This window comes from Bordetella petrii (assembly GCF_020991325.1).
GTDB lineage: Bacteria > Pseudomonadota > Gammaproteobacteria > Burkholderiales > Burkholderiaceae_B > Bordetella_A > Bordetella_A petrii_E.
Window position 1 is genome coordinate 1 of the sequence record NZ_JAJMLX010000028.1, and the last position, 26405, is coordinate 26405.

Sequence of the window (26405 nt, forward strand, 5' to 3'; positions counted from 1 at the left end):
GGGCGCTGGGCCTGGCTGCGCTGCGGGCGTTCTTCGTAGCCGCCGCCACCGCCGCCGTAGCCGCCTTCACCGCCGCTGTCGCGGCCGCCCAGCATCTGCATCTGGTCGGCCACGATTTCGGTGCTGTAGCGGTCGGCGCCGGTGTCTTTGTCTTGCCACTTGCGGGTTTTCAGGCGGCCTTCGATATACACCGAGCGGCCTTTTTTCAGGTATTCACCCGCGATTTCGGCCAGGCGGTTGTACATGACCACCCGGTGCCATTCGGTTTCTTCGCGGCGTTCGCCGCTGGCCTTGTCTTTCCATTGCGAAGTCGTGGCAATGGAAACATTACAAATCGCCGCGCCATCCGGGCTGTAGCGCACTTCGGGATCGCGCCCCAGGTTGCCGACGAGTATGACTTTATTGACCGATGCCATTGCGATTTCCTCTGGTGCCCAGGCCGGCTGCGGTGTCCGGTGGGCAAAAAATGTTCAAACTTGACCCGTAAGCTTACCGCACCTTGCCCGGCTTTTACTGGGCCAGAGAGACATCCGTGTCCCTGTTTCCGGGGCGGGCACGGGGCCGCGCAGGTTGCCCATGCGCCGGATTGGTGCCTTTTGGACAACACCGTGGTCCCCTGGCCATGCCTACCGCCCGCTGCCCAGCCCGCCTACGATTTGGCCGTTGCCCAAGCCTTTGCAACCCCCACTACCCACCCGCCCGCGGGCGGCGCCCACCTACCGAGGAACCAGCATGAGCCAACGTATCAACGCCTTTACGCAGTCTCCGGAACTGTTCAAGAAGTACATCGAATTCGGAATGCTCGTGAAATCGGGGGCCATCGAAGAATCGATCCTGCACCTGGTCGAGATTCGCGCCTCGCAGATGAACGGTTGCGGCTTCTGCCTGGACATGCACGTCAAGCAGGCCAAGATTCACGGCGAGCGCGAACTGCGCCTGCACCACGTGGCCATCTGGCGCGAATCCACCCTGTTTTCGCCGCGCGAACGCGCGGCCCTGGCCTGGACGGAAGTGCTGACCCACCTGCCCGAACAAGGCGTACCCGACGAAATCTACGAACGGGTGCGCACGCAGTTCTCCGAAAAAGAAATCTCGGACCTCAGCTTCGCCGTCATGGCGATCAATGGCTGGAACCGCCTGAACGTGGGTTTCCGCACCGTGCCCGGCTCGGCCGATAAAGCCTACGGCCTGGACAAGGCCCACCTCGAATAAGGACTACGCCATGAAAATCCTGGTCATAGGCGGAACCGGCCTGATCGGTTCCAAAGTGGTAAACATCCTGAAGCAGCGCGGCCACGAGGCCATCGCCGCCTCGCCGGCCACCGGCGTGAACACCGTCACGGGCGCGGGCCTGGCCGAGGCGCTGGCCGGCGTGCAGGTGGTGGTGGACGTGGCGAATTCGCCCTCGTTCGAGGACAAGGCCGTGCTGGAGTTCTTCGAAACCTCGGGCCGCAACCTGCTGGCGGCCGAGGCCCAGGCCGGCGTGCGGCACCACGTGGCCCTGTCGGTGGTGGGTACGCACCTGCTGGCCGAAAGCGGATACTTCCGCGGCAAGATCGCCCAGGAAAAACTGATCCAGGCTGGCGGCACGCCCTACACCATCGTGCAAAGCACCCAGTTCTTCGAGTTCCTGGGCGGTATCGTGCAATCGGGCGCCGACGGCGACACGGTGCGGCTGTCCTCCGCCTATGTGCAGCCCATCGCCTCGGACGATGTGGCAACGGCAGTGGCGGACGCCGCCCTGGCTGCGCCCGTCAATGGTACGGTCGAGATCGCCGGCCCCGAGCGCCTGCGCATGGCCGACCTGGTAGAACGCTACATGCGCGAGACCGGCGACCCGCGCAAGGTGCGGGCCGATGCCCAGGTGCGATACTTCGGGGCCCTGCTGCAGGACAATACGCTGGTACCGGCCGGCGCGAATCCGCGCCTGGGCAAGATCGGCTTCGACGCCTGGTTCGGCAATCGAGCAAGCGCCCGGTAACCTGACCTGGCGGAACAGGATGGCGCCGTCACCCATGGCGCCGTTCGCACATCGCGATGCTGGACGGAGACACCCTATTCATGAGCAAACTTAAACCTCCCTCGCTGGCCCTGCTGGAAAAGTACCGGGGGGAAGATTTCCAGGCCATCTACACCACCACGGTCACCGTGCAAGGCGGCGAGGCGGAACACGGCCGTGCGTCCGGCGTGGCCCGGTCCGACGACGGGCAGTTGCAGGTCGACCTGCGGCTACCGGCCGAACTGGGCGGCGGCGGCGGCGGCACCAACCCCGAACAGTTGTTCGCCGCGGGCTATGCGGCCTGCTTCCATGGCGCGCTCAGCCTCTTGATCGCCAATGCCGGACTGGACATCCGGGGCGCCTCGGTAACAGCATCCGTCACCTTCGGGCGCGACCCGGTCGACGGCCTGTACGCCCTGACGGCCAACGTCACCATTCACCTGCCCGGCCTGGAAAAAGCCGTGGCCGAAGAACTGGTGCGCAATGCCGAACGCCTGTGCCCCTACGCCAAGATGGCTCGGCATGGTATCGACAGCGTGGTGGCCCTGACCCAGTAAGGTGTTCAGCGCGGTTTCAACAGAAAACTTTCCAGGCTTTGCAGGTCCAGGGCGCGGATGCGGGTAGTCATGTAGTCGATAAACACGCGTATCCGCGCCGGCAGGTGCTGGCGGTTCAGGTAGCAGATGTAATGGCCGCGGTCGTCGGGAGCGTGCTGGGGCAGGCTGGCAACCAGGGCGCCGGCGCGCAGGTGTTCGAAGACCTGGTAGCCCGCCATTTGCGCAATGCCGCGGCCGTCCAGCACCGACTGCAGCACCAGGTCGGCGTCGTTGAATGCCAGGCCCGCCGGCGGCGCAAACTTGCGCATCAGGCCGGCCACCTTGAACTCCCATTCGTACATGCGCCCCGAGGCCAGGCGGAAGTTGATGCAGCGGTGGTTGGCCAGGTCATCGATGTCGCGCGGCAGGCCGTGCGCCGCGGCATAGGCGGGCGAAGCGCACAGGAACATCTGCATGGGAATCAGCTGCTTGGCAATGACCTGGCTGTCTTCCATGCGGCCATTGCGAAACGAGACATCGACCCTGTCCACGGCGAAGTCGGTGGGGCCGTCGTCCAGCAGCAGTTCCACGGAAATGTCGGGATACCGGGCCTGGAAATCGCCCAGCAGCGGCGCCACCACCTTGCGGCCGAATCCCACGGTGGAGCATACGCGCAGCTGGCCTGACGGAGGCCCTTCGCGCAAATCGCGCATCTCGTCCAGGGCCTGCATGATGCGCTCGACGCCCGCACGGCAGTTTTCGTAGAACCGCTCGCCCTCGCGCGTCAGCGACGTGCTGCGCGTGGTGCGCACGAACAGCCGGGTGCCCAATTGGTCTTCCAGCTTCTGCACACTGCGGCTGACCGCCGACCGGCCTATGCCCAGGCGGTCGCCGGCTTTGGCGAAATTGCCCTCCGCGGCCACCGCGATGAAGGCCACCACCCCGGCATAGCTGGCCGCGAAGGTGTGCGCCAGCGAATCCGGGGCCCCTGAAGTGGAAGCCGGGGCGGAAAGAGGGCCGGCCAGGGGGACCGACTGCGGGGCAAGGGAAGGTTCTTTGGTGTCCATGCTCATAAGACGGATCAACGGCCCGGTTTGTGACATTTGCATGGAAAAAGCCCCCACGCTACGCCTTCGGCTTGCTGCCCCCCAAGGGGGCTTTTTGCCTTGGGGCGGCCCGGCGGCAAAAAAGCCCCCACGCTGCGCCTTCGGCTTGCTGCCCCCCGAGGGGGCTTTTTGCCTTGGGGCGGCCCGGCGGCAAAAAAGCCCCCACGCTACGCCTACGGCTTGCTCTCCCTGGGGCGCAGGGCACGCTTACTGAAGCGGAGACAGAATAGGCGCACCTTTCTCTTTGATCAATACCACCACGAACCTGGCGGGTTCGGTCTGGCTGGCATTGCGGCCCACGGTATGGATGTCGTGCGGGCCTTCGTAGAATGTCTGCCCGGGCGTCAGGGTGACTTCCTTGCCGCCCTGCACCTGCATCACGATGCTGCCTTCCAGTACATAGACGAAGCTGTGGGCGTCGTGCCGATGCACCGGATCGGCGGCGCCCGGCGGGTAGTCCACGGTGATCATCACGGCTTCTTTGCCCGGAATGTCCGGCAGCCCCTTGGTCATCAAGGGCGTCACGATGGCGTCGGCCGGCTTGCCCGCTTGCGCGGTATGCGCGGCGTGCCCGCCAGGCTGGGCGGCCATGGCGGCCGGGCCCAGCAGCGATCCGGCAAGCATCAAGGACAACCCGGTTTTGACAATGTGCGGCATGACCTTCTCCTGGTGAATGGAACAGGCCTCATCGTAGGTAGCCGCGCGCGGCCGCGGTAGGCCCGCCCAGGGGACCACCATGTTGCCTGTCCGGCACCAATGGCGCGCCCGCGCGGTCAGGGTCCGGCGAATTCAGCCGCTACGCGGGCCAGCTTAACGGGGTTGCGCTGCACCAGAATACGCTGGATGCGCACGCCGTCGGTTTCATACGACTGCACCGATTCCAGGCCGCCGTCGATATAGCGCAGCAGGGCCCACTGGCCGTTGATCTCGGCCACTTCCACCCGCACGCCATCGCCGTAGCGCCGCTTGCCCGCGTAGAACAGCTGTGCCAGGCGCCGCCCGCCCACCAGGCTGTCGAAGCTGGGAACCTTGCCGCCGCCGTCGCCGATAAGCTCGGCGTTGTCGGCCAGCAAGGCGTTCAGGCCGTGGAAATCGCCACGGCGCATGGCGTCGGCAAACCCCTGCATCAGGCGATGATGCGTTTCGCGCGGCACCGTGCGGCGGGCATTGCCCTCGCGCAACTGCTGCCTGGCGCGGCGCACCAGTTGCCGGCAGGCGGCCTCGGTCTTGCCCAGGGTGTGGGCCACGTCTTCGTAATCGGCGTCGAACACCTCGCGCATCAGGAAGGCGGCGCGGGCTTCGGGCGTCAGGCGTTCCAGCATGAACAGAAACGCCACCGACACATCGTCGGCGAACTCGTGGATTTCTTCCGGCGTGGCCGGAGACGGCATCAGCACGGGTTCGGGCAGCCAGATGCCCTGGTACAGATCCCGCTGCGCCTTGCCCGCGCGCAGGCGGTCGATGGACAGGCGCGTGGTCACGGTTACCAGCCAGGCCTCGGGGTTGTCCAGGCTGGACGCATCGGTTTCGTGCCAGCGCAGCCAGGCTTCCTGCACCACGTCTTCCGCTTCGGCCACCTCGGCCAGCATGCGATAGGCAATCGCATGCAGCCGGGGCCGGATTTGGTTGAACAAGCCAGTGGGATCGGTCATGGATGAGGGCGGGAACGTGCGCGGAGAAGGGTCGCGCGGCGTGCGCTATTTTGCGGCGCCCCCCTGAAAACGGCAAGCGTACCGGCCGCGGCGGCCGGACGCGCATGCGGCGGCGCGGACACGCGATGTCCACGCCGTCCCGGGCTCAGTGCGCGTACTGTTCCTGCCCCTGGACGGCGATCTCGTCTTCGTTGGCCGCCCCCACCGGATCCACCGGGAAACCCGCCAGGCGCCAGGCATCGATGCCGCCCGCCAAGGGCAGCACCATTTTCACGCCGGCCAGCCGCAAGCGCCTGGCCATCAGCGCGGCCGACACCTCGTGCGGGCACGAACAATAAATGACCAGCGTCCGGTTCATGCCGTAGCGGTCCATGACGTCTTGCAGGTGTTTCTCGCTGGCCGGCACCGATCCGGGAATGACGAACGGGTCCAGCGCCCGGCGTTCAGCGGAACGGATATCCAGCACCGCCGGCCGCGAATTGCCGTCGAGCAGGGCATGCAGTTCGTCCACACTGATGCGCGCCGACTCCAGCGCCCTGGCCAGCAACCGACGCCGAATATAGCGGTACAGCATGAACAGGGCCAGGCCGGCACCCAGCAGCAGCAGGGCCTGCCCGCCCAGATCGGCCAAGGCCGCCAGCACTGTCTCGATCTGCCGGGAGAAGATGCCGCCTATGGCCAGGCCCATCGACGCCCACAGCGCCACCCCCAGGCCATCGTGCACGATAAACGGACGCAGCCGGATGGCCATGGCGCCGCACAGGGGCACGGCCACCAGCGACAGGCCGGGCACAAAGCGCGCCACCAGCAGCGCGCGCACGCCCCAGCGCCCGAAGAAGGTCTCGGTCTTGCGTATGCAGGTCTCGCGCGACAGCGACAGCTTGCACACAGTTTGCAGCGTGCGGCCGCCGTAGCGCTTGCCGCCCAGGTACCAAGCCAGGTCGCCCAGCAGGCCGGCGGCCACGGCGGCGCCCAGCACCTCGGCAAAGCTCAATACGGCCGGCGCCACGCCACCGGACGCAATGGCCAGGCTGGCGCCCACCGTAACCAAAGTGGGCATGACCGGCAGCGGCAGGCCCAGCGAAGCGCCCAGCACATTCAGGAACACCGCCAGCACTCCGTAGTGCGCGATCAGGTCATGCGACAGCATGGTGTCCTCCGGCAGGCTTTTCCATGGTGATTTCGATTGTGGTTGCGGCCGGCGCCCGCCGGCCCGGCTGGCCTGACAGTCGCTCGGCCAGCGTCTGGTCGAATGCTAGCGGGCCGGGGCGGACGGCACTAGACCTGCCGACGGGCTCACTGTGTTGCCCGGGCGGCAACAATCGGGGCAAATCGTGAAAGCGCGCCGCCCGCACGATGACGCGGGCCCGCCTGGCATGGAAACCCGGGCCGGGCGGGCCGGGCAACGGTCAGGACAGCGGCTTCATCGCCCAGGTCACGGCCAGCCACAAGGCCGACAGCGCTGCGGCGCCCAGGAACACCGCATTGGCGCCCGCGGAAGCCGCCAGCCAGCCGCCCAGCGCCCCGCCGCAGAACAGGCCGGCGGCCTGCGCGGTGTTGTAGAAGCCCAGCGCCAGCCCCTTGTACTGGGCGGGCGCCACCCGGGACACCAGCGAAGGTTGCAGGGCTTCCAGGATGTTGAAAGCCACGAAGAAGGCCGTCATTGCGATGGCCAGCGTATAAAACCCATGGCTGGCCGACGGCAGCAGCGCGCACACCGCGATCAGCCCGGCCACCGCGGCGCGCAGCGTGCCCCGATGGGCGCGATGCCGTTCGGCCACGAAAATCACCGGCACCATCAGCACGAACGACACCACGATGACGGGCAGGTATACCTTCCACAGGTCTTGTGCCGCCAAGCCGCCCGCATGGGCCAGCAGCGCCGGCACCACGACGAACAGCGCCACCTGGGTACAGTGCAGCGCGAACACGCCGAAGTTCAGGCGCAGCAGGTCTTTGTGCGCCAGCACCTGGCGCGGGCCGGCGCTGTTCATGCTGCGCGCATCGGTGCGCGGCACCACGGGCACTACCCAGCCCGCCACGGCCAGGCTGGCCACGCCCAGGCAGGCAATGGTCCAGAACAGGCCCGACAGGCCCCACCAACCCACCAGCACGGGCGACAGCACCAGCGACACGGCGAACGACAAGCCGATGGAACCGCCCACCATGGCCATGGCCCGGGTGCGTACGGCGTCGCGGGTGGCGTCCGCCAGCCAGGCGGTAACGGCCGCGGAAATCGCCCCCGCGCCCTGGATGGCGCGCCCGATGGTGATCCAGAACACATCCTGGGCCAGCGCGCACACCACGCTGCCCACCACGAACAGCAGCAGCCCGGCAATGACCACCGGCCGGCGGCCCCAGCGGTCGGACGCCAGGCCGAAGGGAATCTGCATGAAGGCCTGCGTCAGGCCGTACATGCCCAGGGCCAGGCCCACCCGCACCGGATCGTTGCCGCCAGGCAGGCCGGCGGCGGCCACCGCAAACACCGGCAGCAGCAGGAACAGACCCAGCATGCGGCAGGCGAACAGGCCGGCCAGGGCAACACTGGCGCGCCGTTCGGATGGAGTCAATTTCAGTTTGGTTTCAGCCGGCATGCGGAAGTGGTCGGATCAATGCCTTATACGGGAGAAGGCTCGGCGCGCTATAGTACCAAGTTGGCCTCTAAAACCGTGAACCGCCTGATGGACGCGATACGCATTCGGGGTGCGCGCACCCACAATCTCAAGAACGTCTCGCTCGACCTGCCCCGCCACAAACTGGTGGTGGTTACCGGTCTGTCCGGGTCGGGCAAGTCGTCACTGGCGTTCGACACGCTGTACGCCGAAGGGCAGCGCCGCTACGTGGAAAGCCTGTCGGCCTACGCGCGGCAGTTCCTGCAACTGATGGACAAGCCCGATGTCGACCTGATCGAAGGCCTGTCGCCGGCCATTTCCATCGAGCAGAAAGCGGCGGGCCACAATCCGCGCTCCACGGTGGGCACCATCACCGAAATCCACGACTACCTGCGGCTGCTATATGCGCGGGTGGGCACACCGTATTGCCCCGAGCACGGCCTGCCGCTGCAGGCCCAAAGCGTCAGCCAGATGGTGGACGCAGTGCTGGCCTGGCCCGCCGATACCCGGCTGGCGGTGCTGGCGCCCATTGCGCGCGGCCGCAAGGGCAGCTTCGAAGACGAATGCGCCAGCCTGCAGGCGCAGGGCTATGTGCGCTTACGCGTCGATGGCCAGATGCAGGAAATCAGCGAAATGGCGCCGCTGAAGAAAAGCGAAAAGCACGACATCGACGTAGTGGTCGACCGCCTGCGCATCAAGCCCGAAAGCAAGCAGCGCCTGGCCGAAAGCTTCGAAACCGCCATGCAGCTGGCCGACGGCCGCACCGTGGCGCTGGACATGGACAGCGGCCGCGAGCAGGTGTTTTCCAGCCGCTACGCCTGCCCCGTGTGCAGCCACAGCCTGCCCGAACTGGAACCGCGCCTGTTCAGCTTCAACAACCCCATGGGCGCCTGTCCCACCTGCGACGGCATCGGCCAGGTGGGGTTTTTCGATCCCAAGCGGGTCGTGGCCTTTCCCGAGCTCAGCCTGGCGGCCGGCGCCATTCGCGGCTGGGACCGCCGCAACGCATTCACTCATTCGCTGCTGACCAGCCTGGCCGCGCATTACGAATTCGATATTGAAACCCCCTTCGAAGACCTGCCCGAGGCAGTGCGCCAGAAGGTGCTGTACGGCTCGGGCGAAGAAGAAATCGCCTTCCTGTACCTGAACGAGAAAGGCCGCAGCACGGTCAAGCGGCATACTTTCGAGGGCGTGATCCCCAACCTGGAACGCCGCTGGCGCGAAACCGATTCCGCCACCGTGCGCGAAGAACTGGGCAAGTACCGCAATATCAAGACCTGCCCCGATTGCGGCGGCTCGCGCCTGCGCGCCGAGGCCCGCCACGTGCTCATCGGCAACGATCCGCGCGGGGGCGAACGGCATGGCCAGGCCATCTACGAAGTCGAGGCCATGCCGCTGTCGGATTGCCTGGCATGGTTCCGCGCGCTGACCCTGGCGGGAGCCAAGCAGGAAATCGCCCAGCGCATCGTGCGCGAGATCGAGGCGCGCCTGACCTTCCTGAACAACGTGGGCCTGAACTACCTGTCGCTGGACCGCAGCGCCGACACCATCTCGGGCGGCGAAGCGCAGCGCATCCGCCTGGCCAGCCAGATCGGCTCGGGCCTGACCGGCGTCATGTACGTGCTGGACGAACCCTCCATCGGGCTGCACCAGCGCGACAACGACCGCCTGATCGGCACGCTGCAGCACCTGCGCGACCTGGGCAACAGTGTCATCGTGGTCGAGCACGACGAAGACATGATCCGCCTGGCCGACTGGGTGGTCGACATGGGCCCGGGTGCCGGCGAACACGGCGGACAAGTGGTGGCGCAAGGCACGCCCGACGCCGTGCAGGACGACCCGGCCTCGCTCACCGGCCAGTACCTGAGCGGCCGGTGCGCCATCCCCGTGCCCAAGCGGCGGCCGGTAACCGGCAAAGACCAATCGTGGCTGGTGCTGGAAGGCGCCAGCGGCAATAACCTGAAGTCGGTCGATCTGCGCGTGCCCGCCGGCCGGCTGGTGTGCGTCACGGGCGTGTCGGGCTCGGGCAAGTCCACGCTGGTCAATGACACCCTGGCTGTGGCCGTGTCGCGCCAGCTGCATCACGCGCAAAGCGAACCCGCGCCGTACGGCTCCATCAGCGGGCTGGAACACTTCGACAAAATCATCAGCGTCGACCAGAGCCCCATCGGACGCACGCCGCGCAGCAACCCCGCCACCTACACCGGCCTGTTCACTCCCATACGCGAGTTGTTCGCCGGCGTGCCCGAAGCCCGCGCGCGCGGCTACGACCCGGGGCGCTTCAGTTTCAACGTCAAGGGCGGGCGCTGCGAGGCCTGCCAGGGCGATGGCGTGGTCAAGGTGGAAATGCACTTCCTGCCCGATATGTACGTGCCCTGCGACGTCTGCCACGGCAAGCGCTACAACCGCGAAACCCTGGAAATCCGCTACCGGGGCCGCAATATCAGCGAAGTGCTGGATCTCACCGTCGAGCAGGCGCTGGAATACTTCGAATCGGTGCCGGCCATCGCGCGCAAGCTGCACACCCTGATCGACGTGGGCCTGTCGTATATCCGCCTGGGGCAAAGCGCCACCACACTGTCGGGCGGCGAAGCGCAGCGCGTAAAGCTGTCGCTGGAACTGTCGCGCCGCAGCACCGGCCGCACGCTGTACATACTAGACGAGCCCACCACCGGCCTGCATTTCCGCGACATCGAAATGCTGCTGCATGTGCTGAATCAGTTGGTCGACAGCGGCAATACGGTGCTCGTCATCGAGCACAACCTGGATGTCATCAAGACCGCCGACTGGCTGGTGGACATGGGGCCGGAAGGGGGCGATGGCGGCGGGCACGTGGTGGCCACGGGCACGCCGGAAGACGTGGCCGCCCAGCCGGAAAGCCACACCGGCCATTACCTGGGGAGGGTGTTGCAGCGCAACAATTAGCAGTAGACTGGCAACGCGGTTCCCCCCAACACTGCCCTGATCCCTGCCATGTACACCCTCATCATCGGCAACAAGAACTACTCGTCCTGGTCCCTGCGCCCCTGGCTGGCGCTGCGCGCCACCGGCATCGCCTTCAGCGAACAGAAACTGGGCCTGTTCACCCCCGAGTTCGCGCAGCGCCTGGGGGCCATCACGCCGGCCGGCCTGGTACCCGTGCTGCTGGACGGCGACTTCGCCATCTGGGACTCGCTGGCCATCTGCGAATACGCCGCCGAACGCCATCCGCAGGCCCAGTTGTGGCCGGCCGACCCGCAGGCGCGCGCCCGCGCAAGGTCGCTGGCCGCGCAAATGCACAGCGGCTTCGGCCAGTTGCGCCAGCTCATGCCCATGAACATCGAAGCCCGCCTGCCGGGCATCGATACCTCTGCGGCCCAGGGCGATATTTCACGCGTGCAGGCCATCTGGCACGACACCCGCGCCGACTTCGGCCAGGGCGGCCCGTTCCTCTTCGGCCGCTTCTCGATCGCGGACGCCTTCTTCGCCCCGGTGGTGTCGCGCTTCACCACCTACGGCGTACCGGCCGCGGGCGCGGTGCGCGAATACATGGACGCCGTGCTGGCCCTGCCCGCCATGCAGGAATGGACACGCGAGGCCCGCGCCGAAGGCGTGTTCGTACCGGAAGACGAGCCATACCGCACCCAGCGCTGAGCGCGGCGACTTTTCCGCCGGCACTGCCAGGTGTCCGGCTCCCGCCAGGGTGCCGGACACTGTCCAACTGAGATTCTCGTGGCACACAACGGTGTCTGGCATCTGCGGAACCAGACGCCCGGCCATATTCCGCAAAGTGCTCCCTTTTCACCGTAAGGTAGTGCCATGGGTGGCAGACACCGTCAGGCCGCCCTTATTGCCCCATTTCGAACAAGCGGCGATGCTCGCGGATGGCGTAGCGATCCGTCATGCCCGCGATGTAATCGGCAATGGCGCGTGCCTGTTCCGGCTCGGGCCGGCGGTGGTCCGGCGGCAGCAGGCGCGGGTCGTCCAGGAAGGCACGGAACAACTCGCGCACGATGCGCTGCGCCTTGGTGGTCATGCGCACCACGCGGTAGTGGCGGTAAAGATTGTCGAACAGAAAACGCTTCAGCTCGTCGGCCTCGCGGCGCACGCTGTCCGAAAACCCCGCCAGGGGCGGCGCGCGGCGCACCGCGTCGGCGTCGGCCGGCGCGGTGTCGGCCAGCCGCGCCAATGACGTGGCCGTCAGGTCGGTGATCAGCGTGTTGATCATGCGCCGCACCGTCTCGGCAATGGCGCGGCGCGAAGCCAGTTGCGGATAACGCTCCATCACCTCGGCGTAGTGGCGCGCAAAAATGGCCACCTGCTGCATCTGCTCCAGCGTAATCAGGCCGGAACGCAGGCCATCGTCGATATCGTGATTGTTGTAGGCGATTTCATCGGCCAGGTTGGCCAGTTGGGCCTCCAGCGAAGGCTGGGTGCGGTTCAGGAAACGTTCGCCCACGTCGCCCAGCTGGCGCGCATGCGCGGCCGAGCAGTGCTTCAGGATGCCTTCGCGCGTTTCAAAACACAGGTTCAGTCCGCTGAATTCGGCGTAGCGCTCTTCCAGTTCATCCACCACGCGCAGGCTTTGCAGATTGTGTTCAAACCCGCCCGCTTCCGGCGCCAGTTCACGCATGCAGGCGTTCAGTTCGTCCTGCCCCGCATGGCCGAATGGCGTATGGCCCAGGTCGTGAGCCAGGGCAATGGCTTCGGTAAGGTCTTCCGACAGGCGCAGGCTGCGCGCCAGCGTGCGGGCGATCTGCGCCACTTCCAGGCTATGCGTCAGGCGAGTGCGGAACAAGTCGCCTTCATGGTTGACGAAGACCTGGGTCTTGTATTCCAGCCGGCGGAACGCAGTGGAATGAATGATGCGGTCGCGGTCACGCTGGAATTCGGTGCGGTTCTGGGGCGGCGCCTCGGCGTGCCGCCGCCCGCGTGTTGCCAAGGGGTCTGATGCATAACGGGCCAGTTCGGTCATCGGCATCATCCCCCAGGTTATTTCACCGTGCGGGCCAGCACGGCATGCACGGCCTCCAGCGGCGCGGCACGGGTCATGGCCTCGCCGATGCGCGGCATCAGCACGTAGCGGATTTCACCGCCCTCGGTTTTCTTGTCCACCTGCATCAGCGACAGCCAACGGTCCGCCCCCAGGTCGGGCGCCACCGTGGGGCAGCCAATGGCATGTACCAGCTCGCGCACGCGCGCCACATCGGCCCGCGGGAAACCGGCAACGTCGGCCGATAGCTCGGCCGCCTGCACCATGCCGCAGCCCACGGCCTCGCCGTGCAGCCATTCGCCATAGCCCAGGCCGGATTCGATGGCGTGCCCGAACGTGTGGCCCAGGTTCAGGATGGCGCGCAAGCCCGACTCGCGTTCGTCCTTGCCCACCACCTGCGCTTTCAGCTCGCAGGAACGTTGAATGGCGTAGGCCAGCACGGCGGGATCCAGCGCGCGCAAGGCCGCGGCATTGGTCTCGCACCATTCCCAGAACGCAGCGTCCAGGATCAGGCCGTACTTGATCACTTCGGCCAGGCCCGCCGACACTTCGCGCGCCGGCAGCGTGCCCAGCACGTCGGTGTCGATTTCCACGGCCACCGGCTGGTAGAACGCGCCGATCATGTTCTTGCCCAGCGGATGGTTCACCGCCGTCTTGCCCCCCACCGACGAATCCACCTGGGCCAGCAGCGTGGTGGGCACTTGCACGAAGCGGATGCCGCGCATGTACACCGCGGCCGCGAAGCCGGTCATGTCGCCGATCACGCCGCCGCCCAGCGCCACCAGCACCGCGCGGCGGTCCAGGCGGTGGGTCAGCAGCGCATCGAAAATCAGGTTCAGGGTCTGCCAGTCTTTATGGGCTTCGCCGTCCGGCAATTCGATGCGCAACACGCGGCGCCCGGTGCGGGCCAGCGCGGCCTCGACACGCGTTCCATACAGGGCGGCCACCGTGGGATTGGTGACTACCGCGATGGCGGTGGCGTCGCCGGGAATGGCCTGGTCCAGCACGTCCAGGCGGCCCGGGCCAATATTGATGGGATAGCGGCCGCCAGGGGTCTCGACGTCGACAACTACAGTCATGGGTTCTTCTCGTAGGCTTGCAGCAGCGGCAGCAACGATTTCACAAGGTGCGATACCGGCACGGTGCCGGTATCCACGATCAGGTCGGCCACTTCTTCATACAGCGGTTCGCGCTGGGTCATCAGGCTGGCCAGGGTGCCGCGCGGGTCGGGATTGGCCAGCAGGGGGCGGTTACGGTCGCGGCTGGTGCGCCGGAACAGTTCATCGATGCTGGCCCGCAAATACACCACCACGCCGCGATCGCGCAGCAGGCGGCGGTTGTCGGCCGCCAGCACGGCGCCCCCGCCCGTGGCCAGGACGATCCCCCCGCGCTGGGTGCAATGATCCAGCGCAATGGCTTCGCGCTTGCGAAACCCACTTTCGCCCTCGATCTCGAAGATCACCGGCACGCGCACGCCGCAACGGGCTTCCAGTTCGTGGTCCAGGTCGATGAACTCGCGACCCAATGCGCGCGCCAGCCCCCGGCCTATGGTGGTTTTACCTGCGCCCATCATGCCCACCAGGAAAATGGGCAGGTCATGCGGCAGGTGCACGCGCGGGCCGGCCTCGGCCGCCGCGCAGGCCTGCTCGGCCGGGTCCGCGCCCGCGGCAGTTGCTGTATTCGCCAATACATTCATGCCGGCATTATCCCATCGCCGGGCAGTTGCCCGCTTACCACACTGAACGAATTTGTTACAGAAACCCCGGAAAGGCGCTCAAGCGTGTCTGCAGAAGCCCGTAAAATCGCGGCGATGAGCAAGTCGCAGAATTCTTCCAAAAAAGCCCCTCCTCCCAAGAACGGATCGCCCATTTTGCGGTTTTTCGTGAAGCTGGGCATTTTCTTCGGCGGCCTGGCGCTTTGTGGCGTCTTGCTGGGCGGAATGGCATTGGCGTTGGCGTGGCCCAACCTGCCAGACCTGCACGCCATGACCGATTACCGGCCGCGCGTGCCGCTGCGCGTTTACACGTCCGACCACGTCCTCATTGGCGAATTCGGCGAAGAACGCCGCAACGTGCTGCGCTTCAACGAATTCCCCGATGTCATGAAATCGGCCGTGCTGGCGGCCGAAGACGACCGCTTCTACCAGCACGGCGGCATCGACTGGGCCGGCGTGGTGCGCGCGGGCCTGGCCAACGTGCTCAGTATGTCGAAGTCGCAGGGCGCCAGCACCATCACCATGCAGGTGGCGCGCAACTTCTACCTGTCGTCCGAGAAAACCTATTCGCGCAAGTTCTACGAACTGCTGCTGACGTTCAAGATCGAGTCCGAACTCACCAAGGACCAGATCCTCGAGCTGTACATGAACCAGATCTATCTGGGGCATCGCGCCTACGGCTTCGCGGCCGCGTCGCGCACGTACTTCGGCAAGCCCGTGTCGCAGGTCACCGCGGCCGAGGCCGCCATGCTGGCCGGCATCCCCAAGGCGCCGTCGCGCTTCAACCCCATTGCCAACCGCCCGCGCGCCGAACTACGGCAGCATTACGTGCTGGGCCGCATGCATTCGCTGGGCTACCTGACCGACGCCGAATACCAGCAGGCCAAGGCGCAGCCCATCATCATCAAGCCGGCCGAAGGCACGCCGGCCGGCGGCTATGCCATCCACGGCGAGTACGTGGCCGAACTGGCGCGCCAACTGCTTTACGGCATTTACCAAGACGACCTGTATTCGCGCGGCATCAACATCTACACCACGGTCAACGCCAAAGACCAGGAATCGGCGTACCGCGCCGTGCGCGACGGGGTGCTGCAATACACGCGCCGCGCCGTCTACCCCGGCCCCGAAGACCAACTGGACCTGCCGGCGGGCATCGAAGACAACGCCGAGGCGCTCGACGACTTCCTGGACGGCGTGTTTGAAAAGCATCCCGACAGCGGCGACCTGCTCACCGCCGTGGTGCTGTCGGCCAGCCCTACCCAGATCAAGGCGGTGCGCAGCGCCAACGAGGTCATTGTCATCGACGACAAAAAGGCGCTGGGCGTGGTGGCCCGCTCGCTGGGCGACAAGGGCCCGGCCGAACGCCGCCTGCGGCGCGGCTCGGTGGTGTACGTGCACAAACTGGGCGACGGCTGGGAAGTAATAAACATGCCGGCGGTGCAGGCCGCCTTTGTATCGCTGTCGCCGCAAGACGGCGCCATCCGCGCCATGGTCGGCGGGTTCGACTTCTACCGCGGCAAGTTCAACCGCGTCACCCAGGCCTGGCGCCAGCCGGGCTCGAACATCAAGCCGTTCATCTACGCCGCCTCGCTTGAACGCGGCCTGACGCCGGCCACGCAAATCTCGGACCAGCCGTTCGAACTAACGGCCGCGCAAACCGGCTCCAAGGCCTGGCATCCCAAGAACTACGGCAATACCTACGAGCCCATGCTCACCATGCGGCAGGGCTTGTACAAGTCGAAGAACATGGTGTCGATCCGCATTCTGCAGGCCATCGGCCCCCAATACGCGCAAGACTACCTGACCCGCTTCGGCTTCGACAAGGCGCGCCAGCCGGCCGTGCTGCCGCTGGCGCTGGGCGCGGGCTCGGTCACCCCGCTGCAATTGGCGGGCGCCTACGCGGTGTTCGCCAATGGCGGCTACCGCATCGCTCCCTACCTGATCGAACGCGTCACCGACAGCAGCGGCAAGGTGCTGATGCAGTCCAAGCCCATCGTGGCCGGCGACTCGGCGGCCCGTGCCATCGACCCGCGCACCGCCTGGATCATGGACGACATGCTGCGCGGCGTGGCCACCAGTGGCACCGCGGCGCGGGCGCGCGCCACCCTCAAGCGTTCCGATATCGCCGGCAAAACCGGCACCACCAACGAATCGGTGGATGCCTGGTTCTCGGGCTATACACCCAGCCTGGTGGCCACCGCCTGGATGGGCTTCGACCAGCCCAAATCGCTGGGTTCCCGCGAAACCGGCGGCGGCGTGGCCATGCCGATCTGGCTGGACTACATGGGAGACATGCTCAAGGGCGTGCCCGAACGCAAGGAACGCCCGCGGCCCGATGGCCTGCTGGTGGAACGCGGCGATTTCTATTTCTCGGAATTCCCGCCCGGCGAAGCGGTGGCGCGGCTGGGGCTGTCCGAGCCCACGGCCCCCGAAACCGACCAGTTGGGCGAGTTCCTGAACGACCTGGTGGGCGGCCGCGACAACAGTATCCGCGTATCGCCCAACATGAACCCCGAAAAACAGGCCCCCTGGTCGCAACAGATTCCGTTCTGACCGGCGCCCAGGGGCCCCGGCCCGACGCGGGCGGCTTTACAGCCGCAGCGAAACCGGCACGCCAGCGGCCTCGGAGCAGATCTGCGACAGGGCTTCCGGCAACTGCGGGCCGCCGCGGGTATCGTTCCAGTGCTGGCCATCGTAGCGGTAGTGAAAACCGCCGCTGCGGGCCGCCAGCCAGATCTCTTGCATCGAGGCCTGGCTGTTAACCACGACATGGGTGCCGTCTTCAAAAACCAGGGTCAGCACATTGCCGCTGCGGCTGGTTTCGATGTCGACATCCTGCGAAGCCGCCCAGTCGTCGGCCTGGCTTTCGATGCTTTCCAGCACTTGGTCGACCAACGCAAGAAATTCGGTTTCAGTCATAATCGAACCTGCAAGAATTACGGAGTTTCGAGTGTTCCCATTGGCACAAAGCCGCATGGCATTACGCATTGTAGCCACGCTTGTCGCAACCAGCCTGGTTGCTGCCTGCGGCTTCAAGGGCCCACTGTACCTGCCGCCCGAGCCCGGCCAAACCGACCCGGCCCCGCCACAACTGCCTAATATCCCCCCTCCCGACACGCTTCCATGAGTTCCCCGCATACCGCGCGCACCGGCCTGGCCGGCGATCCGCATTTTCATTACCAGAACGGCCGCCTGCATGCCGAGAACGTGCCGCTGGACGCCCTGGCCGGCGAACTGGGCACCCCGCTGTACGTGTATTCGCGCGCCGCGCTGGCCCAGGCCTGGCATTCGTATGGCGACGCCATCGGCGAACGCCCGGTGCTGGTCTGCTATGGCATGAAGGCCAATTCCAACCTGGCGGTGCTGAAAGAATTCGCCCGCCTGGGCGCCGGGTTCGACATTGTCTCGGGCGGCGAGCTCAAGCGGGTGCTGGCCGCCGGCGGCGATCCCGCCAAGGTGGTGTTCTCCGGTGTGGGCAAGCAGGCCTGGGAAATGCGCGCGGCGCTAGAAGCCGACGTGAAGTGCTTCAACGTCGAATCGCAGGCCGAACTGCAATGCCTGGCCCAGGTGGCGCAATCCATGGGGCGGCGAGCGCGGGTATCGTTGCGCGTGAATCCCGACGTGGACGCGCAAACCCATCCCTATATTTCCACCGGCCTGAAAGAAAACAAGTTTGGCATCGCCATCGAATCCGCGCTGGACGCCTATCGCATGGCGGCAGCCCTTCCAAGCCTGGAAATCGTGGGCGTCGACTGCCATATCGGGTCCCAGCTTACCGACATCAGCCCCTATTTCGACGCGCTGGAAAAGCTGCTGGACCTGATCCAGAAACTCGACGCCGAAGGCATCGCCATCCAGCACCTGGATCTCGGCGGCGGCCTGGGCATCCGCTATACCGACGAAGTGCCGCCGTCCCCCAAGGCGCTGCTGGACGAGGTATTCAAGCGCCTGCAGGCCCGGGGCCTGTCCCGCCTGCACCTGGTGCTCGAGCCCGGCCGTTCGCTGGTGGGCAACGCCGGCGTATTGCTCACCACCGTGCAATACCTGAAGCACGCCGAGGCGCGCAACTTCGCCATCGTCGACGCCGCCATGAACGATCTGCTGCGCCCGGCCCTGTACGACGCCTACCACGGCGTGCAGCCGGTCGTGCCGCGTGAGGGCGCGGCCACGGAATACGACATCGTCGGGCCGGTATGCGAAAGCGCCGACTGGCTGGCCCGCCAGCGCAAGCTGGCCCTGCAGGCCGGCGACGTACTGGCGCTGGAATCCGCCGGCGCCTATGCCATGGTCATGGCCAGCAACTACAACACACGCGCACGCGCGGCCGAAGTCATGGTGGACGGCAACCGCCACTACATCGTGCGCCAGCGCGAAACCCTGGACGACCTGCTGCGCGGAGAATCCACGCTGCCTGGGTAAAACCCGCCCCAGACAACCCCCCGGTCCCGGCCCCTGGTGCCCGGCTCGAACCAGGTGCCCCACAACCAGGTTCCACACGGCCGGGGCAATCCACACCCCGAATGGCCACGACAGACGCGCTGGGCGCCCGGACGGCACCGTGAAGCAAGCCAGTCACACCGGCCCGCGCCGACGCCAGAAGAACGCCATCAATACGCCACGCGCAAGAAACAAACGCAACCGCAGCCGCGTTCCTACAATTCCCCGTACGAGTGCAGCCCCGACAAGAACATGTTCACGCCCAGGAACGCAAAGCCGGTAATCAGCAGCCCCACCAGCGCCCAGTAGGCCGCCAGGTGGCCGCGCAGTCCCTTCATCAGCCGCATGTGCAGCCAGGCCGCGTAGTTCAGCCACACGATCAGGGCCCAGGTTTCTTTCGGGTCCCACTGCCAATAGGCGCCCCAGGCATCCGCGGCCCACAACGCGCCCAGGATGGTGGCCACCGTGAAGAACGCGAAACCGATGGCGATGGCGCGGTACATGATGTCGTCCAGCACTTCCAGCGGCGGCAAGGCCTGGGCGATACGGCGCCGGCCCATCAGGATGCCGCCCACAATCACCACGCCAACGCCGAAGTAGATCATCCAGGTGGCCGACAAGCCGTCGGTGCGGAACACCATGGGCTCTACGCACAGCAGCACGCCCAGCACGAACAGCGGCGCCAGCTTCACCCACGACGTGGTGGTGCCGTGCTGCTTGACCAGGTACGCGAACCCCACCATGGCGGCCAGCGAGAAGGTGCCGTAGCCGATGAAGTTGGCCGGCACGTGCAGTTTCATCCACCAGCTTTTCAAGGCCGGCACCAGGGGCTGGATCTGCCCGGCGTCGCGCGTGAAGGCGTACCAAAGCAGGAATACCGTGGCCGACGAAATCACCAGCAGCACGAAGCCGCCCAGCGCGCGGGTGGCATATTTGCGCTCGTAGTACAGGTAGAACAGGGCGGTGATCAGCGAGAACAGCACGAAGACTTCGTACAGGTTGCTGACCGGAATGTGCCCCAGGTCAGGCCCCATCAAATGGCCTTCGCGCCAGCGCACCAGCATGCCGGTCACCCCGGCGAACACCGCCCCCCAGGTCAGGGCCGTGCCCAGCCAGGCCGACGTAGGGCTGAAAATGCCGATCCAGTAGCAGGCCGTGGCCAGGATGAACAGCGCGCTCATCCACAGAATGGCCGACTGCGATGAAAACAGGTATTTCAGGAAAAAGGTTTGCTCGGCGCGTGCCAGGTCGTTCTGGTACAGCAGCAGCGCCAGGCCCGCGGCCAGGGCACAGGCGATCATCAGGCGGCGCAGCGGCCGCCACAGCCACCCCAGCCAGGTCAGCACGAATACCGTGCCGCACAAGATGATTTTTTCGTAGTAATCCATGGCGCCGCCGAAATTGGCCAGCGCATAGCCCGCCCCCGCGCTCAGCAGCAGGAAGAACACGATGTCGGTCCAGTCGGGCCTGCCGCGCTGCGCGCGCGCATCGCCGGTGGCCGACAAGTCGGACTGCCACAGGACATCGGAGGTGTGAGAAGAAGTGCTCGCGGACATGGAAAACCTCAGGGCCGGTTCCGGCGCATCAGCGCCTGTTTGAAGCGGTCGAACTCGTGATTGAAGTCCAGTGTACGCTTCTGCGAGGTCATCGCTGCCTGGACGTCGCTGCCGCCATCGGACGCGGGCTTGATCCACACCCAGACGCGCCGATCACGAATATAGAACATCGAGAAAATACCCAGCACCAGCAACAGGCAGCCGATGTACACCGCGGTTTTACCGGGAGTACGGCTTACCTGGAAGACGCTGGCCTGCACATGGTTGAAGTTGCTCAGCGCCAGGAATACCGGCGCGGGGTAAACATGCAGGTCGGACAGCGCTGCCACCGCCAGGCGCGACCATTGCGCGGCGCTCTCGGCCTCGGGCCCGTCCTCGGGCAAGGGCGGCATGCCGGCACGTTCGCGCGCCACGGCGCGCAGTTCGGCCATGGAGACCCCGATCAGGCGGATGACCACGTCGGCCGCGCGGTTCAGGTCGGCGGGCGGGGTATTGGTTTGCAGGAAATCGGCGATGGCCTGCAGGCCGCCCGTGGCAAACGTATTCAGGGCGCGTTCCGCCGCTGTCTGCAGGGGTTGCCGGTCGGTGCCTGCGGAGCTGTTGCGCTCGGCGAAACGCCGCGCGGCTTCGCGCCGCGCGGCCGGGTCGGCCAGGGCGGCGCGCAGCTGCATGAATTCCCCCAGCGAACTGTCGGCATCGGCGGGAATGCGCAGGTAGCGGAAGCTTTCGGCGGGGCTGTTGCGCACCCCCGCCAGGAAGACCGCGGTGCCATCCAATTGCACGGGCAACATGTAGTTCATGAACTCGTGCGCCTGCCCGGCCTGGTCCACCAGGCGGTATTCCACGCTGGGCCCCACATTGCGCAGGTTTTCGTTCTTCTTGCCCGCCGCGCTGCCAGACACCGCGGCCACGTGTTCTCCCAGCGTCAGCCGGTTGCCCTGCGGCGTGCCGCCGGTCAGGTCTTCCACGTTAATGGGCCGCAACGCCGTAATGTCCACCTGCATGCTTCTGCTGGCGCCGTCGGCCCCGTGCGCGGTAATTTCGGCCGACTTGCCCACCACGCCCCCCACGTCGAACGGCGTATTGGTGGCGCCCACCAGGGGATAGCCCTTCAGGCTGACACTGCTGCCGCCGTCGTCAAAACTGGACTGGTACACCGTGACACCCTTGTAGCGCAGCGGCTCATTGACCTCGATGGTGGAATCGAAGGTCTTGCCGGTTTCGGGATCGGTGACCTCGACCTCGCTGGCAAACCGGCTGGGCATGCCGGTGGAGTAGTAATCCACCAGGAATTTCTTCAGTTTCAAGGTGAACGGCAAGGGCTGCACCAGCGCGCCGTCGCCCACCATCACCACGGCCGTGCTGGCCTGCCCACCCTCGGGCACCAGCACGCTGGCCCGAAAACTGGGGTTGCCCAGCGCCAGGCGCCCGCTGGGCGGTACTTCCGAAATCAGCATGTTGTCGACGATGGGCTGCTTGCCGCCCAGCAGTACTTGCAGGCGCACCGCCAGTTCACTGTCCAGCAGCCCGCCCAGGCAGATGATCACCATGGCGGCGTGCGCGCAGATGTATCCCAGCCGGTTGGCGCTGCCTTTCTTGGCGGCCAGCATCACGCCGTCGCCGTCGCGGCGTTCGCGCACGGCATAGCCTTGCCTGGCCAGCAAGCCCTTGATGTCGCCCACCGCGCCGTCCACCGGCGCGGTGTCGCGGATCTCGACCCGGTGCGGGAAGGCGCGCAAGCTGCTGGACCGTACATGTTCGCGAAACGAGCGCGCATCGCGCAGCATTTTCGGCGTATTGCGGATCAGGCACAGCGTGGTGGACACCACCAGGAACCCCATGATGGCCAGGAACCACCAGCTGTTGTAGACGTGCCAGATCGAGAATTTGTCGAACACTTCGAACCAGAAAGGCCCGAATTGATCGATATAAGTGTTGGATGACCGATTTTGCACCAGCACCGTGCCCAGCACGCTGGCCACGCAGATGAACATCAGCAGGCTGACGGCAAAGCGCATCGAGCCAAGCAGCTCGAAAAGATCGCTGGGCAGGCTGCGCGCGGGGCGGCGAGTGGGCTGGATCGCTGTATTCATGAAAAAAAGGGGGTGCGGCGCTGCCGGCTCCCCCTATGGACAGCCCGCCCGGACACAGGTTCCGGCATGGGCCTGGTTTGCTGCGCGGGCTGGCCGCGCGCGTGAGTCTGGCGGCCGCGTCAGCGCAGGCCCGCCGCGTAGTCGGACACGGCCTTGATATCGGTGTCCGACATGCGGTCGGCGATGTCGTGCATGACGTTGTTGCTGCGGTCGCCGCTGCGGAACAGCTTCAGTTGCTCTTCGATGTACGAAGGGAACTGGCCGGCCAGGCGAGGATACTGACTGGGCAGGCCGGCGCCATTGGCGGAATGGCAGGCCGCGCAGGCGGGCACATTGCGGTCGGGCAGGCCGCCGCGCCAGATCTTGCGGCCCAGTTCGACCAGATCTTCGTGGCCAGCGGTGGCGGGCTGCTTCAGCGGTTGCTGCGCCAGATACAGCGCCACGTTCTGCATGTCCTGGGGCGTCAGGTTCTGGGCCATGGCGGTCATGGGGGTGGGATTGCCGCCAGGACCATTGCGCGCGGGTTTCTCGGCGCCTTGCTTGGTCTGGAAGTCGGCCAGTTGCTTGGCCAGGTATTCGTGGGGTTGCGCGGCCAGGTTCGGGTTGGCAGGAATGCTGCTGTTACCCGCCGCGCCATGACAGGACGCACAGGCCACGATGCCGCGCGAGGCATCGCCTTGATCGTACAACTGGGCACCTTTGGCGGCATCTGGCTTGGCCGGCCCCGCCGCGCCTTCGGCGGCGAAACTGGAAGAGATTACAGACGCACCGAGCATCAGCCCGCTTGCTACCAACATCCGGGACAGCACACGCTTCATTGAAAACCTCGACGATCGGATCTCGATCAAGGCGCCAAAGCGCCCCATGCCTGCCCCATGCCGTGCCGCACCGAACACCTTCGCCCCGGACGGTTGCCCGCCCGGGTTGTTTCCACCTTCAGCGGGCGGAAAAAGCCGACGCAATGCAAGGGGACCACTGTTGCAAACGCACGATTATACAATAGGGTTCGCAACCAACCGTATCGGCTATCCCGTGTCCCTTTTGCACCGCGCCTCTTTCTTTGTCTCGGCGGCTCGCCTCGACCAGCTGCCCGCCCCCGGCGCGCCCGAAGTCTGCTTCGTGGGCCGCTCCAACGCCGGCAAGTCTTCGGCGATCAACGTGCTGTGCAACCAGCGCCGCCTGGCCTTCTCCAGCAAAACGCCCGGCCGCACGCGCCTGATCAACATGTTCGGCCTGCCCGATCCACTTGAGCCCGATCAACAATTAGGTTTTTTGGTCGACCTGCCGGGCTACGGCTACGCGTCCGTCGCCCACAAAGAAAAAGAAAAATGGGCCGACATCCTGGGCGGCTACCTGCGCGACCGCCCGTCGCTGGCCGGCATCGTGCTCATCATCGACATCCGCCGCGGCGTCACCGAACTGGATCGCCGCCTGGCCGACTTCATCGGCCCCACCGGGCGCCCGGTGCTGGCCCTGCTGACCAAGGCCGACAAGCTGCCGTACGGCCAGCGCCAGCGTACCGTGTTCGCCGTGCGCAAAGACCTGGCCGACATCGGCGCCCTGCATACCGTGCCGTTCTCGGCCCCCGAGCGCATCGGCCTGCCCGAGGCCACCCAATACATCGAGAACTGGATCTCCCCCAAGGTAGTGCCATGAACCCGCATATCATTTCGCCCGCCTTTCCCGTGTCGCGCCCGCGCCGTTTGCGCCGCGACGATTTCACCCGCCGGCTGGTGCGCGAACACACGCTTACCGTCAACGACCTGATCTACCCCGTGTTCGTGGCCGAAGGCCAGGGCCTGCGCCAGCCCGTGCCCTCGCTGCCCGGCGTGGTGCGCTACTCGCCCGACACCCTGCTGGCCGCGGCCGAAGAATGCGTGGCGCTGGGCATACCCGTCATGGCCTTGTTCCCGGTCATCGACCCGGCGCTCAAGACCCCCGACGGCATCGAGGCCACCAACCCCGAAGGCCTGGTCCCGCGCGTGGTGGCCGCCCTGAAGCAGCGTTTTCCGCAACTGGGCGTGCTTACCGACGTGGCGCTCGACCCCTACACCAGCCACGGCCAGGACGGCGTTATCGACGAAGACGGCTACGTCATCAATGAACCTACCGTACAAATCCTGATCCGCCAGGCCCTGGTGCAGGCCGCGGCCGGCGTGGACATCGTCGCGCCCAGCGACATGATGGACGGCCGCATCGGCGCCATCCGCGAAGCGCTCGAGGCCGGCCAGCACATCCACACGCGCATCATGGCCTATTCGGCCAAGTACGCCAGCGCCTTCTACGGCCCGTTCCGCGATGCCGTGGGCTCGGCCGCCAACCTGGGCAAGTCCAACAAAATGGCCTACCAGATGGATCCGGGCAACCTGGACGAAGCCTTGCGCGAAGTCGCGGCCGACCTGCAGGAGGGCGCCGACATGGTCATGGTCAAGCCTGGCATGCCCTACCTGGACGTGCTGCGCCGCGTGAAAGACACGTTCCGCGTGCCCACGTTCGCATACCAGGTCAGCGGTGAATACGCCATGGTCAAGGCCGCGGCGGCCAACGGCTGGGTCGACCACGACAAAGTCATGATGGAAGCGCTGCTGGGCTTCAAGCGCGCCGGCGCCGACGGCATCCTCACCTACTTCGCGGTGGAAGCCGCCAAGCTGCTGAAGCAGCAATAAGGGCACGAGGCCGACGGGGTGGCAGGCTCCGAAGGGGCCTGACACCGTTATGTGCCACGACAATCTCATTTGGCCGGTGTCCGGCACCCTGACGGGAGACAGACGCCTGGCAACTCGTCACGGCGGCTAAGGTTGCACCAAGCGTATCCGGCACCCTTGGAAAATCGGATACCCGCGGGGCCCGGCCCCGCAAGCTAACGCGCCAATACCCGGTCGAGCACCGCGGCGAAGCGCGGCGCATCCTGGAAACCGATGACGCGCGCATCGGCAATGGCGGCCCCGCCCGGCTCGAAAAACATGATGCCCGGCGGGCCGAACAACCTGAACCGCTTCAGCAGTTCGCGATCGTCGGCATTGTTCTCCGTGACGTCGGCCTGCAGCAGCAGCATTTGCGACATGCGGCTGGCCACGTCCGGATCCGAAAACGTGAAATGTTCCATTTCGCGGCACGACACGCACCAGTCGGCATAGAAATCCAGCATGACGGGCTGGGTGCTTCGCGCCAGCAGCGCATCCAGTTCGGCGTTGCTGCGCACCCGCACGAACTTCACCGGTTCGGCCGCGGCGGTGGCAGCCGGCCCGCCGGCGCGTTGCACCAGATGGGACAAGGGCTGCAGCACGTCCCGGCTGCCGCTGGCTACGCCCACCAGCCACACCAGCCCGGCCAGCGCCAGCAGCAGGCCCAGCCCCTTCGCAAACATGCGCGGCGCGCCCGCGCCTTCAGGCAGGGCATCGAAGGCGCGCAGCATTACTGCGGCCACAATGGCCAGGAAGGCCCAGCCCGTCATTTGCAGCCAGGTGGGCAGCACGGGTATCAGCATCCACCACGCCGTTGCCAGCAACAGCATGCCGAACAGCCGCTTGACGCCGTCCATCCAGGCGCCGGCCTTGGGCAGCAGCGCCCCGGACGAGGCTCCCACCACCAGCAGCGGCACCCCCATGCCCCAGGCCATGGCGAACAGCGCCGCACCACCCAGCACCACGTCGCGGGTTTCGATATTGGCGGCGTCCGACCCGATGTTGGGCTCGCTCAAGGCGAAACTGGCGATAGCCTCGCCGCTG

At 66.2% G+C, this 26405-nt stretch carries 24 protein-coding genes; 10 read left to right on the forward strand and 14 right to left on the reverse strand.

Features of this window, described 5'->3' with window-relative positions; translation table 11 throughout:
* On the reverse strand, window positions 1–416 hold a 416-nt coding region (gene ssb, locus LPZ50_RS04925), incomplete at its 3' end, for a single-stranded DNA-binding protein (RefSeq protein ID WP_230658333.1).
* A 316-nt stretch (window positions 417–732) separates the two neighbouring features.
* Here ssb and LPZ50_RS04930 point away from each other — a divergent pair.
* The 3 genes from LPZ50_RS04930 (at window position 733) to LPZ50_RS04940 (ending at window position 2556) form a co-directional block, all read left to right on the forward strand.
* The gene (locus LPZ50_RS04930; protein ID WP_230658336.1) at window positions 733–1212 is read left to right on the forward strand and encodes a carboxymuconolactone decarboxylase family protein; all 480 of its coding nucleotides are present in this window, start codon (window positions 733–735) and stop codon (window positions 1210–1212) included.
* A gap of 10 nt (window positions 1213–1222) precedes the next feature.
* Window positions 1223–1981: an SDR family oxidoreductase gene (locus LPZ50_RS04935; protein ID WP_230658339.1), complete on the forward strand. Its 759-nt coding sequence runs from the start codon at window positions 1223–1225 to the stop codon at window positions 1979–1981.
* A gap of 80 nt (window positions 1982–2061) precedes the next feature.
* Complete coding sequence (locus tag LPZ50_RS04940; RefSeq protein ID WP_230658342.1) at window positions 2062–2556, forward strand: Ohr family peroxiredoxin; 495 nt, start codon at window positions 2062–2064, stop codon at window positions 2554–2556.
* Window positions 2557–2561: 5 nt separating this feature from the next.
* On the opposite strand, the gene LPZ50_RS04945 is transcribed toward LPZ50_RS04940, so the two are convergent.
* The 5 genes from LPZ50_RS04945 to LPZ50_RS04965 form a co-directional block, all read right to left on the reverse strand.
* On the reverse strand, window positions 2562–3602 hold the full coding sequence (locus LPZ50_RS04945) for a LysR family transcriptional regulator (protein ID WP_230658382.1): 1041 nt from the start codon (window positions 3600–3602) through the stop codon (window positions 2562–2564).
* 246 nt (window positions 3603–3848) lie between these two features.
* Window positions 3849–4298 carry a cupin domain-containing protein gene (locus tag LPZ50_RS04950; RefSeq protein ID WP_230658345.1) on the reverse strand — a complete coding sequence of 150 codons (450 nt, stop codon included), beginning with the start codon at window positions 4296–4298 and terminating at the stop codon, window positions 3849–3851.
* Between the two features lie 116 nt (window positions 4299–4414).
* Entirely contained in the window at window positions 4415–5293 is an 879-nt protein-coding gene (locus LPZ50_RS04955; RefSeq protein ID WP_230658347.1) for an RNA polymerase sigma-70 factor, read from the reverse strand.
* Between the two features lie 145 nt (window positions 5294–5438).
* Complete coding sequence (locus tag LPZ50_RS04960; protein ID WP_230658385.1) at window positions 5439–6440, reverse strand: DedA family protein/thiosulfate sulfurtransferase GlpE; 1002 nt, start codon at window positions 6438–6440, stop codon at window positions 5439–5441.
* A 262-nt stretch (window positions 6441–6702) separates the two neighbouring features.
* A complete protein-coding gene (locus LPZ50_RS04965) occupies window positions 6703–7887 on the reverse strand; it encodes an MFS transporter (protein WP_230658350.1) in 1185 nt (394 codons plus the stop codon).
* 87 nt (window positions 7888–7974) lie between these two features.
* On the opposite strand from LPZ50_RS04965, the gene uvrA reads away from it, so the two are divergent.
* The gene (uvrA, locus tag LPZ50_RS04970; RefSeq protein ID WP_230658388.1) at window positions 7975–10830 is read left to right on the forward strand and encodes an excinuclease ABC subunit UvrA; all 2856 of its coding nucleotides are present in this window, start codon (window positions 7975–7977) and stop codon (window positions 10828–10830) included.
* Between the two features lie 48 nt (window positions 10831–10878).
* Window positions 10879–11538: a glutathione S-transferase family protein gene (locus tag LPZ50_RS04975; protein WP_230658353.1), complete on the forward strand. Its 660-nt coding sequence runs from the start codon at window positions 10879–10881 to the stop codon at window positions 11536–11538.
* A gap of 193 nt (window positions 11539–11731) precedes the next feature.
* Here LPZ50_RS04975 and LPZ50_RS04980 read toward each other — a convergent pair whose 3' ends face one another.
* From LPZ50_RS04980 to LPZ50_RS04990, 3 genes are read right to left on the reverse strand one after another with little or no spacing between them, the layout of a single operon-like run.
* Entirely contained in the window at window positions 11732–12859 is a 1128-nt protein-coding gene (locus LPZ50_RS04980; protein WP_230658355.1) for a deoxyguanosinetriphosphate triphosphohydrolase, read from the reverse strand.
* A gap of 17 nt (window positions 12860–12876) precedes the next feature.
* A complete protein-coding gene (gene aroB / locus LPZ50_RS04985; RefSeq protein WP_230658358.1) occupies window positions 12877–13956 on the reverse strand; it encodes a 3-dehydroquinate synthase in 1080 nt (359 codons plus the stop codon).
* Entirely contained in the window at window positions 13953–14573 is a 621-nt protein-coding gene (locus tag LPZ50_RS04990; protein WP_419195567.1) for a shikimate kinase, read from the reverse strand. Before LPZ50_RS04990 ends, aroB begins: the two co-directional genes overlap by 4 nt.
* Window positions 14574–14687: 114 nt before the next feature.
* Between LPZ50_RS04990 and LPZ50_RS04995 the strand changes: the two genes are divergently transcribed.
* Window positions 14688–17144: a penicillin-binding protein 1A gene (locus LPZ50_RS04995; protein ID WP_230658395.1), complete on the forward strand. Its 2457-nt coding sequence runs from the start codon at window positions 14688–14690 to the stop codon at window positions 17142–17144.
* 36 nt (window positions 17145–17180) lie between these two features.
* On the opposite strand, the gene cyaY is transcribed toward LPZ50_RS04995, so the two are convergent.
* Window positions 17181–17510, reverse strand: a complete 330-nt coding sequence (gene cyaY / locus LPZ50_RS05000) for an iron donor protein CyaY (protein ID WP_230658361.1) — start codon at window positions 17508–17510, stop codon at window positions 17181–17183.
* Between the two features lie 55 nt (window positions 17511–17565).
* Here cyaY and lptM point away from each other — a divergent pair, with 55 nt between their 5' ends.
* Window positions 17566–17718 carry an LPS translocon maturation chaperone LptM gene (gene lptM, locus LPZ50_RS05005; RefSeq protein WP_230658363.1) on the forward strand — a complete coding sequence of 51 codons (153 nt, stop codon included), beginning with the start codon at window positions 17566–17568 and terminating at the stop codon, window positions 17716–17718.
* Window positions 17715–19010: a diaminopimelate decarboxylase gene (lysA, locus tag LPZ50_RS05010; protein ID WP_230658366.1), complete on the forward strand. Its 1296-nt coding sequence runs from the start codon at window positions 17715–17717 to the stop codon at window positions 19008–19010. The genes lptM and lysA overlap by 4 nt, the downstream gene beginning before the upstream one ends.
* A 233-nt stretch (window positions 19011–19243) precedes the next feature.
* Here the strand turns inward: lysA and ccsB are convergent, their stop codons facing one another.
* From ccsB to LPZ50_RS05025, 3 genes are all read right to left on the reverse strand, one after another.
* The gene (gene ccsB / locus LPZ50_RS05015; protein ID WP_230658368.1) at window positions 19244–20584 is read right to left on the reverse strand and encodes a c-type cytochrome biogenesis protein CcsB; all 1341 of its coding nucleotides are present in this window, start codon (window positions 20582–20584) and stop codon (window positions 19244–19246) included.
* An 8-nt stretch (window positions 20585–20592) separates the two neighbouring features.
* A complete protein-coding gene (locus LPZ50_RS05020; RefSeq protein ID WP_230658398.1) occupies window positions 20593–22602 on the reverse strand; it encodes a cytochrome c biogenesis protein ResB in 2010 nt (669 codons plus the stop codon).
* Between the two features lie 194 nt (window positions 22603–22796).
* Window positions 22797–23495, reverse strand: a complete 699-nt coding sequence (locus LPZ50_RS05025) for a c-type cytochrome (protein WP_230658371.1) — start codon at window positions 23493–23495, stop codon at window positions 22797–22799.
* 214 nt (window positions 23496–23709) lie between these two features.
* Between LPZ50_RS05025 and yihA the strand changes: the two genes are divergently transcribed.
* Both yihA and hemB read left to right on the forward strand, forming a co-directional pair.
* Window positions 23710–24333: a ribosome biogenesis GTP-binding protein YihA/YsxC gene (gene yihA, locus LPZ50_RS05030; RefSeq protein WP_230658373.1), complete on the forward strand. Its 624-nt coding sequence runs from the start codon at window positions 23710–23712 to the stop codon at window positions 24331–24333.
* Window positions 24330–25343, forward strand: a complete 1014-nt coding sequence (gene hemB / locus LPZ50_RS05035; RefSeq protein WP_230658376.1) for a porphobilinogen synthase — start codon at window positions 24330–24332, stop codon at window positions 25341–25343. Before yihA ends, hemB begins: the two co-directional genes overlap by 4 nt.
* Before the next feature lie 194 nt (window positions 25344–25537).
* Here hemB and LPZ50_RS05040 read toward each other — a convergent pair.
* Window positions 25538–26405, reverse strand: an 868-nt coding sequence (locus tag LPZ50_RS05040) for a thioredoxin family protein (protein WP_230658379.1), incomplete at its 5' end; no start/stop codon positions are given.

What these genes read in the sequence shown, in the direction of transcription:
- uvrA (WP_230658388.1), top strand. Translation starts at nt 7,975, where the DNA reads ATGGACGCGATACGCATTCGGGGTGCGCGCACCCACAATCTCAAGAAC.
- ccsB (WP_230658368.1), bottom strand. Translation starts at nt 20,584, where the DNA reads ATGTCCGCGAGCACTTCTTCTCACACCTCCGATGTCCTGTGGCAGTCC.
- aroB (WP_230658358.1), bottom strand. Translation starts at nt 13,956, where the DNA reads ATGACTGTAGTTGTCGACGTCGAGACCCCTGGCGGCCGCTATCCCATC.
- LPZ50_RS04975 (WP_230658353.1), top strand. Translation starts at nt 10,879, where the DNA reads ATGTACACCCTCATCATCGGCAACAAGAACTACTCGTCCTGGTCCCTG.
- LPZ50_RS04980 (WP_230658355.1), bottom strand. Translation starts at nt 12,859, where the DNA reads ATGACCGAACTGGCCCGTTATGCATCAGACCCCTTGGCAACACGCGGG.
- hemB (WP_230658376.1), top strand. Translation starts at nt 24,330, where the DNA reads ATGAACCCGCATATCATTTCGCCCGCCTTTCCCGTGTCGCGCCCGCGC.
- cyaY (WP_230658361.1), bottom strand. Translation starts at nt 17,510, where the DNA reads ATGACTGAAACCGAATTTCTTGCGTTGGTCGACCAAGTGCTGGAAAGC.
- LPZ50_RS04955 (WP_230658347.1), bottom strand. Translation starts at nt 5,293, where the DNA reads ATGACCGATCCCACTGGCTTGTTCAACCAAATCCGGCCCCGGCTGCAT.
- LPZ50_RS04935 (WP_230658339.1), top strand. Translation starts at nt 1,223, where the DNA reads ATGAAAATCCTGGTCATAGGCGGAACCGGCCTGATCGGTTCCAAAGTG.
- LPZ50_RS04950 (WP_230658345.1), bottom strand. Translation starts at nt 4,298, where the DNA reads ATGCCGCACATTGTCAAAACCGGGTTGTCCTTGATGCTTGCCGGATCG.
- LPZ50_RS04965 (WP_230658350.1), bottom strand. Translation starts at nt 7,887, where the DNA reads ATGCCGGCTGAAACCAAACTGAAATTGACTCCATCCGAACGGCGCGCC.
- LPZ50_RS05025 (WP_230658371.1), bottom strand. Translation starts at nt 23,495, where the DNA reads ATGAAGCGTGTGCTGTCCCGGATGTTGGTAGCAAGCGGGCTGATGCTC.
- LPZ50_RS05020 (WP_230658398.1), bottom strand. Translation starts at nt 22,602, where the DNA reads ATGCGCTTTGCCGTCAGCCTGCTGATGTTCATCTGCGTGGCCAGCGTG.
- lysA (WP_230658366.1), top strand. Translation starts at nt 17,715, where the DNA reads ATGAGTTCCCCGCATACCGCGCGCACCGGCCTGGCCGGCGATCCGCAT.
- LPZ50_RS04995 (WP_230658395.1), top strand. Translation starts at nt 14,688, where the DNA reads ATGAGCAAGTCGCAGAATTCTTCCAAAAAAGCCCCTCCTCCCAAGAAC.
- LPZ50_RS04990 (WP_419195567.1), bottom strand. Translation starts at nt 14,573, where the DNA reads ATGAATGTATTGGCGAATACAGCAACTGCCGCGGGCGCGGACCCGGCC.
- LPZ50_RS04945 (WP_230658382.1), bottom strand. Translation starts at nt 3,602, where the DNA reads ATGGACACCAAAGAACCTTCCCTTGCCCCGCAGTCGGTCCCCCTGGCC.
- LPZ50_RS04940 (WP_230658342.1), top strand. Translation starts at nt 2,062, where the DNA reads ATGAGCAAACTTAAACCTCCCTCGCTGGCCCTGCTGGAAAAGTACCGG.
- lptM (WP_230658363.1), top strand. Translation starts at nt 17,566, where the DNA reads ATGGCATTACGCATTGTAGCCACGCTTGTCGCAACCAGCCTGGTTGCT.
- LPZ50_RS04930 (WP_230658336.1), top strand. Translation starts at nt 733, where the DNA reads ATGAGCCAACGTATCAACGCCTTTACGCAGTCTCCGGAACTGTTCAAG.